At 50.7% G+C, this 14,162-nt stretch carries 9 protein-coding genes; 4 read left to right on the forward strand and 5 right to left on the reverse strand.

Annotation, left to right across the window (positions count from 1 at the left end; all coding sequences use genetic code 11):
- Both HOK28_07175 and HOK28_07180 read left to right on the forward strand, forming a co-directional pair.
- A partial coding sequence (locus HOK28_07175; GenBank protein MBT6432855.1) for a hypothetical protein occupies window positions 1–175 on the forward strand: 175 nt, incomplete at its 5' end.
- Window positions 172–4,386 carry a hypothetical protein gene (locus tag HOK28_07180; protein ID MBT6432856.1) on the forward strand — a complete coding sequence of 1,405 codons (4,215 nt, stop codon included), beginning with the start codon at window positions 172–174 and terminating at the stop codon, window positions 4,384–4,386. The genes HOK28_07175 and HOK28_07180, both read left to right, overlap by 4 nt.
- Window positions 4,387–4,399: 13 nt before the next feature.
- On the opposite strand, the gene HOK28_07185 is transcribed toward HOK28_07180, so the two are convergent.
- Window positions 4,400–5,185, reverse strand: coding sequence for an META domain-containing protein (locus tag HOK28_07185; protein MBT6432857.1), 786 nt, complete (start codon window positions 5,183–5,185; stop codon window positions 4,400–4,402).
- Window positions 5,186–5,508: 323 nt separating this feature from the next.
- On the opposite strand from HOK28_07185, the gene HOK28_07190 reads away from it, so the two are divergent.
- On the forward strand, window positions 5,509–6,267 hold the full coding sequence (locus HOK28_07190) for a hypothetical protein (GenBank protein ID MBT6432858.1): 759 nt from the start codon (window positions 5,509–5,511) through the stop codon (window positions 6,265–6,267).
- Between the two features lie 36 nt (window positions 6,268–6,303).
- Here HOK28_07190 and HOK28_07195 read toward each other — a convergent pair whose 3' ends face one another.
- From HOK28_07195 to HOK28_07205, 3 genes are all read right to left on the reverse strand, one after another.
- Window positions 6,304–6,717, reverse strand: coding sequence for a hypothetical protein (locus HOK28_07195; GenBank protein ID MBT6432859.1), 414 nt, complete (start codon window positions 6,715–6,717; stop codon window positions 6,304–6,306).
- 119 nt (window positions 6,718–6,836) lie between these two features.
- Window positions 6,837–7,634 (reverse strand): hypothetical protein, encoded by a 798-nt coding sequence (locus tag HOK28_07200; protein MBT6432860.1) that lies wholly within the window; start codon window positions 7,632–7,634, stop codon window positions 6,837–6,839.
- Window positions 7,635–7,827: 193 nt separating this feature from the next.
- Window positions 7,828–9,867, reverse strand: coding sequence for a hypothetical protein (locus HOK28_07205; GenBank protein ID MBT6432861.1), 2,040 nt, complete (start codon window positions 9,865–9,867; stop codon window positions 7,828–7,830).
- A 429-nt stretch (window positions 9,868–10,296) separates the two neighbouring features.
- Here HOK28_07205 and HOK28_07210 point away from each other — a divergent pair, with 429 nt between their 5' ends.
- Complete coding sequence (locus HOK28_07210; protein MBT6432862.1) at window positions 10,297–13,164, forward strand: tetratricopeptide repeat protein; 2,868 nt, start codon at window positions 10,297–10,299, stop codon at window positions 13,162–13,164.
- A 20-nt stretch (window positions 13,165–13,184) separates the two neighbouring features.
- Here HOK28_07210 and HOK28_07215 read toward each other — a convergent pair whose 3' ends face one another.
- Window positions 13,185–13,943 (reverse strand): hypothetical protein, encoded by a 759-nt coding sequence (locus HOK28_07215; GenBank protein MBT6432863.1) that lies wholly within the window; start codon window positions 13,941–13,943, stop codon window positions 13,185–13,187.
- Window positions 13,944–14,162: the final 219 nt, after the last annotated feature.

A 14,162-nucleotide genomic window follows, 5' to 3' on the forward strand; every position in this document is an offset into this window, starting at 1 on the left:
ATTGGCGCTCATCTCAGACATTTCTATGGCCGTCGGTATTATCGGGCTTGCCACCTCACTTTGGTATTTCTTTGACGATGATGTTGATGAAAGCTCCACTCAGGTCGGTGCAGTGGTCACGCCTCAAGGAGCTTCTGTGTTCCTCCGTATGCCTCTCGGAGGAGACCCACGATGAAACAACTACATACTGTCATTCTTGCAACCTTCATGGTGGCCGCAACTGGCTGCAGCGGTATTGTTGACCTCGAGAACCGTGGACTCGATTGCTCAGACGAAAACGATTGTGATTTTGGGCAAAAGTGTGTGGACGGTGTTTGTATCGATCCTGACACAGCCACAAACCCTGACGTCTCCGATTCATCCAGTCCCAGCGATAGCTCAGATCCAACCGATGTGACGGATACTGCCGACGCAAGCGACGCGACAGACGAATCCGACCCAAGCACGCCAGATAACTGCGGCAATGGCATCTTAGATGATGGAGAAACATGCGACGATGGTTACGCTGATTCCTGCGGTACCTGTAACGCCGACTGTTCAGCAGAAGGTACCGGCGCCACATGTGGTGATGGTGATACATGCCCAGAACTTGAAACATGCGACGATGGCTACACCGATGCATGCGGTACCTGTAATGTAGACTGTTCAGCAGAAGGTACCGGCGCCACATGCGGCGATGGCGAAATATGCCCCGAACTAGAAACATGCGAACCAAGTGACGATGATGTGGTGTCCGAAGAAGGATGCGGCGGCTGCAATGACGATTGTACCGGACCAGGCGCTGGCGTCTGCGGTGATGGTATTATCTGCCCCGGCCAAGAAGCATGTGATGACGGTTACACCGATGCATGCGGTACCTGTAACGCCGACTGCTCAGGACCGGGCGAAGCCGTTGTTTGCGGCAATGGTGTGTTCTGCCCTGAATTTGAAACATGCGACGATGGTTATACCGATGCATGCGGTACTTGTAATACTGACTGCTCTGGACCGGGTGCTGGCGCTGTGTGTGGCAATGGTCAGATCTGCCCTGAGCTAGAAGCATGCGATGATGGTTACACTGACGCCTGCGGAACGTGCAATGCGGCGTGTACCGCTCCAGGAAGCGGCGCAACCTGCGGAGACAGCACCATTTGTCCAGAGATTGAAACATGTGACGACGGCTACGCTGATGAATGTGGTAGCTGTAACGCAACTTGTACGGGTTCCGGAAGCGGCTCTACATGTGGCGACGGTATTGCGTGCCTGGAAACCGAAGCATGCGATGACGGATTCTTAGACAGCTGCGGTACTTGTAACGCCAACTGCACTGGGCCAGGCAGCAGCGCCACTTGTGGTGATGGCAGCGTCTGCCCTGAATTCGAACTCTGTGATGACGGCTATACCGATATGTGCGGCGACTGTAACTCCACATGCAATGCAGCAGGTTCGGGCGCTGTTTGTGGTGATGGGTTCACTTGCCCACAATTGGAAACATGCGACGACGGCTACGCCGATGCCTGCGGTACCTGCAACGCCACTTGCTCCGGCTCAGGCTCAGGTGCCAGCTGCGGAGACGGCCAATTCTGCCCTGAATTGGAAATCTGTGATGATGGAAACAGCAACGAAGATGATGGATGTACCAACTCATGCACCAACGGTTTGTGCGGAGATGGTCTTTACAATCAGCGCCTGCTCGCGGTTACATCGATGACTTTCTCGTGGGCCGGTATTCGATGCGGCGGCAACGATTCCCAAGGGGTCTTCAGTGTAAACGGCGTTGAATTCGCCCGAGCGCAAATGGCCAACGCCTGCTATTGCGGCGACGTAGACCAATCCGTAACCACCACCGATGCTTCCCTCTTTGAACTCCTCAATGATGGCAGCAACAGCTATTCATTCCGAATAGACCCAATCGACGACACCTACGTGTACTGGGTGAAGGCCACCATCGACGATACCGGTGAACAAATTGTCCTCTATGAACAAGATGCCGGTGCGGCCTCAATCAACGCCGCTATCCCTTGCGGAACAGGCGTTAGCCAAGTGAGCCCACAAGTGAATTCTTCGGCGGAAGTTTTCGGCCCAGAAGCCTGTGATGATGGAAACAATATCGATGGCGACGGCTGTGACAGCAACTGCACCTTCTCTGCTTGTGGTAATGGCATCGCAGCTGGGGCTGAAAGCTGTGACACTGCTGGAGAATCCTCGGGGTGTGACGATGACTGCACCTACGTTGAATGCGGCGATGGAAACCCTAACGCGGCTGCCGGAGAACTCTGCGATGACGGTAACCTCACCAACGACGACGGTTGCAGTGATACATGCCAGCTTGAATACTGCGGAGACGGCAACACTCAAAGCTCACTCGGTGAACTCTGCGATGACGGAAATCAAAACAACGGTGACGGATGCTCGTTTGGCTGCCAAATTGAAATCTGTGGAGATGGCAATCTTAACACGGCACTGGGCGAATTTTGCGACGATGGAAACACCGACGATGATGATGGCTGCTCTTCAAGCTGCGCCATAGAGTGCGGCGACGACACAATCGCCTCAACCGGAATCGCCAGCTCCGCGAAACTCAAGTGGTATCGCACCGGCTACCAATGTACCGCCGACCAAGCCAATGAAATGTGGGTTTACGTGGATGGCGAACAAGTTGCCACAGTGCCAATCAGTGCCGCACCATGTGGAGAGTACGAATCGGTCATCGACTCGCCGAAACTGGTCAATACACTCAACGCAGGTACACACGATGTTGAAATCGTTGTTATCGGCTGCTGGATTGCCGGATGGGTAGACTTAGAGCTTACCCTAGAAACTGGTGGTACCCGGTCTATCCCCCTCTTCGACCCCTTCAACCACAACGAAAACAGCGTCGGGTGCAGCGACTTTGAATTTCTCAGTAATTCAAACGCAACGGTTTACGGTGAATCCTGCGATGATGGAAACACCACCAGTGGTGATGGGTGCTCCAATACCTGCGGCATCGAATATTGCGGCAATGGAGTGCTCGACCTTGGAGAAATGTGTGACGACGGGAACTCAAGCAGCGCAGATGGATGCTCGAGTTCGTGCGAACAAGAAGGCTGCGGCGATGGCACTCAAAGCGCTACGGAAGAATGCGACGATGGTAATAACTCCAATGGTGATGGATGCTCGGAGGAATGCCTTGCTGAAGTATGTGGCAACGGCCGACTTGACCCAGATGAAGATTGCGATGACGACAACTTGGTATCGGGCGATGGGTGTTCATCCCTCTGTACAACTGAAAGCTGTGGCAACGGTATTCGAGAAGTGGGCGAAGGGTGCGATGATAGCAACCTCGAAGCGGGCGACGGATGCTCAAGCAGCTGCCAGATTGAAGATTGCACCAATATCGTAGATTCCGATGGAGATGGCCTGGCCGACTGCGTAGAAACCAATACAGGCATCTACGTATCAACCTCCAATACAGGTACCAGCCCTGATGACCCAGATTCCGATGACGACGGTATTCCAGATGGCGATGAAGTCATGGGTACATCCGGAGGGTTAAACCTTCGGGGCTTTGGAGCCAACCCAAACCACCGTGACATTTTCCTAGAAGTGGATTGGACGCGTGACGATGCTGCATCAAACTGCGGTGGCACCGAGCTCCGTCCCACAGCCAACGCCATGAACGCACTGGTTGAAGCCTTTGCTGCAGCGCCTACCCAAAACCGAGATGGAACCACAGGGATTGCTCTTCACGTCGACTACGGCCAGGGAAGCGGCTTCGAGGGAGGTAATTTCATCTCAGAGGCAGACTCATTTCTCAATGGCGGCCTCATTGGCGACTTCGTCGACCATAAATCGGTCAACTTTGCCTCCAACCGAGAGGGCTACTTTCACTACGTGATTCAAGCATACGATTTTGGTGATGGCGGTGTTTCAAGCGGCGCAGGCGGACTTGGCTATGCCCCTGGATTTGATTTTCTGGTTACCCAAGGCTGCCCCAAGGATCGCGATGTAACAACCTACATGCATGAACTCGGGCACAACCTAAACCTACTGCATGGTGGATTTGAAGATTGTAACTACAAGCCCAACTACAACTCAGTCATGAACTATCTCTACAACTATGCGTTTAGAGACTGTGGCCGAAACGTTCAGGCTGATTTAACCTACAGCCGCGGCGTGCTGGACAACCTCAACGAAAACTCTCTCAACGAATATTTAGGAGTTTGTGAGGGCGTTGCCATCGACTGGAACGTGGATGGGAATATTAGTGTGGTTCAATACAACGTGAACAGCGAAGAATCATCGCAAGAGCAAAACTGCGGCGGAACGTTTACTGTTCTCAAAGACCACGACGACTGGACAAATCTCGTCTATCTCGGTCCGTCAAACTCAGAGTTTATGTTCCCTGTCCGAATTCGAGAATAGTGCAGCACCCTTCTCACTCAGTATAGGCGCCTAAACCCTTGGATTCACCTTCAATGGTTAGTCTTGCTGCATCTATTTCATAGCTTACAGACCCCGCTACGATAACAGTTTGGATATGGGCATCTACCCAGCTCGCATTATCGTCTTCACAACCTGCACGGGTGTAGGAAACCTCTGAAAAAGTTATGGTTGAACCTTCAACGCTGTAGGCTCCACCACCAGTGTTACAACCCGTAAACACTGCAACCTCACCATCTTCACCAAATACAACCGTGGGAGTTGTACTGAGATTTACAGCACTCGCAGACCCACCTTCCATAAAGCTATTGATGGTCCATTCAGCGCCTACCAAGTCGCGATCTGGATCTGCCAACTCGGAATCCAGAAAAACCAAAGTGGCATCTGCACCGGTAAGCGTCACCCTATCGTTGCTGTAGTCAAAGCCCGGAGATGCTTGTAGAAAGCCAACGAACCAATCGTCTTGCTCCATCAGCGGCGTGTCACAAGCCATCTCCGTCATGCCGAGTAACGTTACAGTCATCACACCATCGGTGAGGGTAAAATCACCGGCCACAGAGTTGCATCCACCACCAAGAAAGAAACCAAGCTCGCTCATTTCACCTTCACGAAAACGAATGCGCACGGTGCCACCATCAGCTGGCTCAAAACCATCGGATGATTCAAGGATAAAGTCTAGGTTCATAAATGATGCACCATTGGCATCGCCTTCGGAACCGGCGTCTGAATCACTGCATGCGATGGTTAAACAAGAGAGGGCCAAAAGGCTCACCATAGACATCGAAAATTTCTTAAATAGCTTCATGGTGCTCAGATTATTGACGCAAAGATTAGCGGTCAAGAGCTGCCAGCCGCCAGCTAAAGCCGAGCCATTTTCGCCTCAAATCCTCATAATATTGGCGTAAAAACGTAATATCGGCGCGCCAAACCATTTTTAAATCCAGAGCCTGATTCGGGAAACTCAAACCCTAAAACGCCAGGGAGTAAAACCCCAACAAAAACATTCGCTTACGACTTACCCGGCAACACCCCAATCACAAGTAATTCCACCCCTACTTGGCATCATTCGTGAATATAGAAAGGGGTCACCTGGAAGGATTTATTATGCCAGTTAGTATCAGCGCCCTAAGCCCTAGCCCTTTTTTAAATGCCGATAGCACAACTGCTCCCGCCTCCTCCGGCCCAAATTCTCCAGCAACCCCAATCGACACCTTCGAAACACTGCCATCCTCAAGCGTGCCAATCGGTGTAACCGCCAAACAGCGGCTTGCTCTTCGTCAAGGCGACCTAGGCACCTTCTGGAATACACGGATCGCTCAAGATCCCATCGCCAGACTCGGTGTTGCCTTCTGGGGTACGGAAGATGATTTAAGTGCAGCGATAGACGAAACAGGTTTGGAGGCTTGGAAGCCTCAGCTTAATTTCTTTACGCGCACCTATTTAAGATTCACCGCACCTCGTAGTGTGACCATTCCACCTGAAACCAAAGAAGAACTGGTGAGCTACTGGCGATACATGGGTGCAACCGCTGAAAAACGCGTTAAGAGCGCCATCTCTTCGGAACTGAGACGAAACGGTGAGGCGCCCACAGATGAACGCATCAAAAAGATATACAAGAACGTAGGGCTCAAGCTCGCCAAAGCCCACACAGAAGCAGTGGACCAGGACTTATCAAAAGGCATAGGTACACAACCGGGACTACTCAGCGCCAAGCAAGTCAGTGACTATCACCAGGCAGTCTTCACATCGTTCGACCTACCCAGCTCGACCTACGGCGGCACACCCTACAGCTTCATCCCAGACGCTCTCGAATTGGCACTGACCAGTGGTCTTTATGCCCGCGGCGCTGATCCCCGAGGCTAATACTCAAAGCACCTTTAAGCCCTAAAGAGTCCGACCTTAATCCCCTATCGCAACGCTCTCATCACAGGCCGAGCTTAAACCCGACAAATCATGCGCGGTATAACAAACCGCGAAGTCTTCACCTGTACATGTCCGGGCAGCGCCATTTTCCTCAATACAAGCAAATACAGTACTCAAGAGCGCTTGGTCTTCATCGGTACAATCACGTTCAATAGCAATGGCGCAGGAGTTTAAGAAAGTGTCCAAGTCACCGAAGTCACCATCACAAGAGTAAACCTGGGCAAGGTAATCGCACTGCGCTGCAACTGTGAGTGTTTCAATACTGCTATTCTCTGTTTCAGAAGTTTCTTCGTTTTCAGTATTGTTTGTGTTTTCGGCGTTGTCTGTATCGTCAGACTCGCCGCATGCGACCAGCGCCAATGCGCATATAAAACAAACCCATTTCAACATTGCCCATCCTTTGTTCGAGAGAGCTTCACGTCACCGCAAAGCCTCGCAAGTTTACCAGGATTTAATGGGCCCAGGGTAGCCACAGAGCGTTATAATTGGTGATCTAGGATTAGAGGGAATCAATTGCCACGAACGACCGTGAACTCAGTGCACCCCGAGTTATCTACAGTGCCGGTAATGGAAGTACCTTCATCGTTAATGAAACCATCCAGAGACACCATCACATAGCCACCAGGCTGCTCAATCCATTCCAACTCATTCAAGTCCACATTGCCTGAAGCGGGTTCGTAAGAGCCAATCATCGTGTAACGCCCAGTTGGAACCTCTGGATTTGAATCGTCTGCATAAAAGGCGAAAACAGCCTCTAACCCATGGCCGTCCATATTATGAACCACCTGCAATGTGAGCCGCGTAAAGCCTTGAGAGCAAGTGTAGCTGCCCTCCCACTTTCCGTTGAGATCATGGCCTGTGTATTCGGAATCGTCTTCAGAATCAGTGTCACCAGTATCATCAGGCGTGGTTTCATCTGATGTATCCGGATTGGCATCTATATCACCAGAGTCGTCGTCTGTTTGGGTGCCAGCATCATCTGTGGATTCATCATCCGTCTGAGTCCCTGCATCATCTGTGGATTCATCATCCGTCTGAGTCCCTGCATCATCTGTGGATTCATCATCCGTCTGAGTCCCTGCATCATCTGTGGATTCATCATCCGTCTGGGTGTCCGACTCTGTGCTATCGGGATCATTTTCGGGTTCACCACCGGTGGAATTGGTGTCGGTGGCTGTATTGTCACCAACGGCTTCAGTGGTTTCTGAGCTATCCCCAGAATCACCCTCTCCCGTTCCTTCGCTGCCACAAGCAGCCAAAGCCATTGCCAAACACAATACAAACCAACGTTTCGATTCTAAAAGCATATTTTTCCCCATGCGTTGAGACTCAAATGGGTCCCTAAGTCTAAACTGACTCCCATGACAAGCATAAGTCGCTACGCTCTCGTCGTTTTCAAAACGATTGGTTCTACATTCTAGGACCTTTTTGTTTCAAAACAAAAAAAGCCGGGCTCCTCAACAAGAAGAGCCCGGCTATTACTTTCACTATCTACGTTGATTACTCGCGAGACTTCTCGAGGAGCATCTTCACTTCACTCCACTTGATGCCGTCGCTTCCGTCCCAGGCATCATTTGCTACTGCAGTGTCTTCCTTGAGAGTCGGCATCCAGAGAAAATCAGGGTGCAGCTTCTTAGAAGTACCCACCCACTCACCGCCTACGATTTTGCCTTGAGCATCGAGTTCGAGGATGTACTTGTAGCTGTCTGTCTTGATCCAGTTGCTGTAGCTTGAGCTAGTTACCAAAGCACCATCTATAGAAGCTGCTGGCTCACTGATGTAACGGAGGTCAGTTTCTAGATACACGAAGCTTTCGGCATTTGCGTTGAACTTGTACTCCTGCTCGCCCCATGCGTACTCAACTAAAGCGTCGCCTGCTGCGTATCCGTAAGCTTTCATCTTCAAAGGACGGTTGGTTGTACCGCGAACTTCAATCCACTCGTTTCCAAGGCCAGTTCCATCACCGTTGTAACCGCTGTAGCAATACTCTACACCTTCGTAAGTTGTGCACTCTTCACCAGCACCACTCAGGTTACCGTTTGGCCATGCGATGAGTTCAACACCTGAAGCTTCGTCGATGAGCTGAACGTCTACATCCTTGTCTGAGCTTAGATAGATTCTTACGTTTTCTTTGCCTGCTGGAATGTCACCAACGTTAACCACGTCGCGGTGTGCAATAGGCTGCTCAAAATCGCCACAACCTTTGTCTACGCAGTTGCTAGGAGCCGCCCACTGGTACTCTACTTTGGCTGAACCTGCTGCATATCCGTAAGCTTTCATAACGAGTGGGCGATTGGTTTCGCCGCGAACTTCAATCCACTCATGCCCTAGGTTGCTTCCAACGCCATTGTAACCACTGTAGCAATACTCAACACCTTCGTAAGTTGTGCACTCTTCACCGGCGCCGTTGATGTTACCGTTTGGCCAAGCGATAAGCTCAGTGCCGGTTGCTTTATCAACAAGCTGAATATCTACGTCTTTGTCGCTCTCTAGTGTAATACGAACATCTGCTTTACCGGCTGGAATATCACCGACTGTTTTGGTTGCGCGGTGAGCGATTGGCTGCTGAAAATCTCCGCTGCCACCTTCGCAAGCGCCGCCCCAGTTGAATCCGCCAGATGTGGAATTGTTGTTGCTGCTCTCGTTTTCACATTTAACACCGAGCTTCTTATTGGCTTCAAGAGCTGTCATCGTTTGAGTCTTGGTCACTTCATAAGAATGAACCGGCTGATTCCATACCTGGTAATCGTAAGTGCGGTCTTCAATAAAGCTCTTACCGGCAATACCCATAACGTTTGCTACTGCTACGTGGAAAGTACCGGCATTGGTGTCAGAACACTCGCCGTCTTCGTTGGTCGGGTTTCCGTGTTCGTCGAAGTTCATATCGTCGCCGAGTGTATCGCATCGTCCTGAGATGAAAGTTTGCTCAGTACCTTTATCGTAAGAAACACTGATGAGTGCTTTGATATCGTTTACTTTGAATTCAACACCATTGTGAATGACCGGGTGCAACGGCTCTTTTTCCAAAACAGCTGCAGGTGCCCATGCGTGGCAAACGCCAAACCATGTCTCAATGCAGTAACCAGAATCTTGGCCTTCACGCTTTGAGCAAGATTCACCTGACTTGCAATCACTCTGCTCTGTACAAGCTGTATTTGAGCTCTGACTATCGATGCCGTAGTGAGTAGAAATACGGTCTTCTAAACCCGGACGGTTAAATGCCTGAGCGAACTTTGTGCTCGGCGCATCGGTGTCTGGACCATTCCACTTGTTGTTGATGTTGTCTTCGTATGTTGACCAGTAGTAACCAGGCCATGGCTTCTGGGTTGCTTCGCCCGCAAGTGGCAGTTCACTGAACTTCTTATTCATCGTGATAGATGGGTCCAAGTTCTCTGGATTGTCTTGCTGGTTATCCCAAGCAATAGACTGAGCATCTCGTTCGATGCTGCCGTTTTCGATTTGAATATTTTCGACGGTGCCACAAGCAGATGCTGCCAGTGCCATAATAGATACGATGGTTGCTTTTTGAATGAATCGCATTATTTTCCCTTTTCCCGAATGAAGCTGTCGGCTCACGACTCGCCAACTTTTTTTCTTTTTCTAGTTACTCCTTTGTCTGCATATGCAGTGCCAACATGTGCTCTAGATCACATCGCCTCGTAACTTGGAGGAAGTTGACTGAAATCAAACAACTTTCCCAACCCCCACAAGCGAATACACTTCCCTACAACGACAGACTTGTCGTACAATGTGCGGCAAAAAAGTGGCGTTTCCGCACAAATGTTGGCGCGGCATAAAAAATGACGACGTATTGGCGCGCCACTTGTTGAACGAATTTCCGTAGGCCTATACACCGTGAGTGCAAGGTAAAGGTATACTCAGGGGGGAGCTCTGGCACTCAAGTTGAGAGCGTGCTCTAAGAGTTCATGAACACATCTGCACTGTAATATTCTGGGAGGGGTCCTAAATATGTTGTCGTCTGTTGCAGCACCTACCGGCACTGTTAGCCTCGTGTTTACGGATATCCAGGGTTCAACTGAACTCTGGGAGCGCTACCAAGACGACTTTAAAGACTACCTCGATCAACACAACGATATCATGCGCCAAACCATAGCCGACACCAACGGTTATGAGGTCAAGACCGAGGGCGACGCCTTCATGGTCGCATTTGCAAATGCAACGGAAGCTGCAGACTTCTGTATTCAATCCCAGCTGCGACTCCACCAAGCACCATGGCCTGACGAACTGATTAAAAATCAGGCTACCCATGCCTTGGTGGGAGAAAGCGCGGATGGTCTCTTCCGAGGACTCCGCGTTCGTATGGGCATTCATACTGGGGCGCCGAAACCACAACTCGACCCAATTACCGGACGTATGGACTATTTTGGTCCCATGGTGAACCGAGCAGCCCGCGTTGGCTCTGTTGGACACGGTGGGCAAATCATCGTTTCTCAGGCCAGCTGGTCACAAATCCGCGACCGCCTCGGACCAGACTGCATCATTGATTTAGGTGACCACGCGTTAAAGGGATTAGAGGGACGGGAACGCCTCTTTCAAATCCATCCGCAGCAGTTGGCTCTGAGAGCTTTTCCGCGAATTCGAACACCCGACCTCAACAAAACGAATCTCCCTACCCGGCTTAATTCATTTATTGGCCGGCAAACTGAGCTTCAGGCCATTGCCCAGCTTTTCAGTCAAGGCAAACGTATGGTCACTATCTTGGGCGCTGGCGGTACCGGTAAAACAAGACTCTGCCAACGCTTTGGCGCTATCTCTCTTGGCGACTTTCCAGGCGGTGTATGGTTTTGCGACTTAACCCAGGCCACCACACTGGACGGCATCGTGGGAGCCATTGGTAAAGCACTGGACATGACGCTAACCCAGCAAGATCCCATCGAGGCGATAGCTAAAACGCTTAATAGCCGCGGTCGTGCCTTACTGATCATCGATAACTTCGAACAAGTAGCCTCCTTTGCAGTCGACACACTCGGACGATGGCTCAATAGAACCCTCAAGGCTTGCTTTCTCGTGACCAGCCGGGAGCGCCTAAGACTCGAAGGCGAATCTATTTTCTACCTCGATCCGCTAAGTAAAGACGAGGCGGTATCCCTCTTCGCAGAACGCGCCAGAGCGGTTCGCCCCAACTTCAACATCACGGATGCCAATCGAAAATTTGTTGAAGAGATAGTTGAACGCCTGGACTTTATGTCTCTGGCCATCGAGCTTGCCGCATCACGAAGCCGAATGATGCCGCCTGAGACCATGGTAAAACGGCTCGCTGAACGCTTTAAACTCCTTAAAGGTGAGCGCCGGGACCAAGAAGCTCGGCAAGCCACACTAAGCGGTGCCATTGAGTGGTCTTGGCAGCTGCTCGAGCCATGGGAACAATATGGACTGGCACAATGTAGCGCCTTCCGAGGGGGCTTCACTTTGGAGGCTGCTGAATCCATTTTAGATGTTGATCAGTGGGACGATGCTCCCTGGACCATCGACTTAATCCAAGCCCTCCACGATAAAAGCCTCTTACGGATGGTTGAACCTGTGACCGGGCACGAACGATTTGTGATGTATGAGTCCATTCGTCAGTTTGCCGCAGAGAAACTCAGCCAAGCTGGCGCAGTGCTGGATCCAACCAACGCCACCCTCACCCACGCAGAAGCTGCCGCACAACTCAGCGAGCGCCATGGCCGCTACTATGCTCGCTTTGGCCAACAGGAGTACCGCAAAGGCATGTTCCAACATGGCGGTGTCGAACGCTCCCGCCTTCTCCAGCTTGAACTGGACAACATCCTCAGCGGTTTTCGGCACGCCTACAACAATCAACGCACCCAGGTTGCCTGTGAGCTCTACTTCGCCGCCAACGAAATCCTGACCATTCGTGGCCCCATTAAGCTCGCATCGGAAATTGCAGCGAGAGTTCTAAGCTTGCCCAATGTGCAACAAAAAGATGCCATCATGGTGTTTTTGAATCAGGGTAAAACACTTAGGCTCTTAGGAAAGAACGACTCCGCCAAACGCGCCTATGAATCAGCCCTTGAGCTTTCCAGAGAAAGCCGTGACCGCCCCGGCGAAGCACAAGCACTCGGTGGCCTCGGTATCATCTACCAGTGGCAAGGAGATTTCGCACAGGCCAAACTCCACTATAAAGCAGCCCTCGCCATTCACCGCCAAGAAGGCAATCGCCAGCGGGAAGGCTCCATCGTAGGTTACCTGGCCACTGTGCACCGGCTTGAAGGAGATCTCGATGAAGCGCAAACATACTACGAAGCAGGCCTTGCGGTGCAGCGACAGCTTGGTAACCGCCGCTCGGAAGCAATCGTTCTAGGTAACCTGGGAACACTTCATAAAGAGCGAGGCCGAATGGAAGAAGCCCGCGGTGTCTACGAAGCAGCCTTGGACGCGTTTCAAGCAACCGGCAACCGCTTAAATGAAGCCATCGCGTTAGCAAATCTCGGTAACCTCCTCTTGGACATGGGCGATGTGAGTGCCGCACTGACCAACCTCAAGAACGCCGTCAACACTGCTCAGGAACTATCCTTTGCGGGCGAAGGAGCCTTCTTAGGAGGCCTGGCTATGGCCCATATGCAACAAGGCGAAATGGCCGAAGCGCGTACGTGTATCGACCGCGGCAATATTGAGATAAAAAAGCTGAACTATAAAATCGAAGAAGGTCTCTTCATAAGCCGGCGTGGGTTACTTGAGTTTGCCGAAGGCAATCGAGACGAAGCATTGGGCAGCTACGCAGAAGCTCAGAAGATAGCCGATGAGCTGCCGAGCGTGGGCGGGTCTGATTTTGGGAAAGTTCTGAATAAACTGAAGCTGGTTTTATCGCACTGATTTCAGTAAAGTCGTTCCTCTTATTCCTGACACACATTATAGATGTTTTGGACCTGGGCAATCTGCAGCTCTGCCGCATTGTTATAAGCATTTAGAACAACCAACGCACCACCACACTGAAGAAAGCGCTTAGACCATAAGCAATCGGTGTTTTTATCTTTCAGCATATTCTGCATGGAATCGACAATACGCTTAGATAAAACATTCTCCTTGTCCCACCCCGCAAGATTGTCACATCCATCTGTGCTCGCCGCGGGATAGTCTTTACCAAATGGTCTCGCATCGCCTGCTTGTCGAATGGCTTTGTGCTCTACCTCATCTAGCTTGGCCAATATACTTTGCCCTGATTTGGATGCAGAGTTTTTACGACCAAGTATTGCAAGGACCTTATATTTCTTTTTGGGAACCTTCTTATTGCCACTCTTAAGTGAAGGAGGTGCAGTGTGCTTACTTTTTTCGCGATTCTTTTTAACGCTGCTTCCTTTGAGCGCGGCAAATATTCCAGATTCCTGAGCAAACTTTCTACCATGTGAAGGCTTAACATCAGTCTTCTTCTCCAATGTGTGAGCTTTCTCAGCTGGAACTGGGTTAGGCGCGGAGTTGAGCACCTCATCAAGAGCACTTTTACATCCCCCAACGCAGCCAAGCACTGCAAGAACGTTCTTCCCCTTGGGAACCTTATTCTTCGTCTCTTGCTTTGGAGCTATTTCCACTTCGCTGGGTTGTGTATGACCACAAGCTGTGAGCCCAAAGAAAACAATCAAATAGATACTTCTCATTTTATTCACCCTTATATAAACACCGGGTTAGCAAGCGAACCTGCTAACCCCTTTTCCGTGTCTACTTTTGACATCCTTGATAAATATCTTTAGCTGCCTCTATTTGAGACTTAAGAAGATTCTTATGAGAATCTAAAATTTCTAATATCCCTCGACAGCTAAGGAATTCCTGGGACCACTTACAGTCTTTATTCTTATGACGAGACATCTCTGCCAAAA

The organism is Deltaproteobacteria bacterium (assembly GCA_018668695.1).
GTDB lineage: Bacteria > Myxococcota > XYA12-FULL-58-9 > XYA12-FULL-58-9 > JABJBS01 > JABJBS01.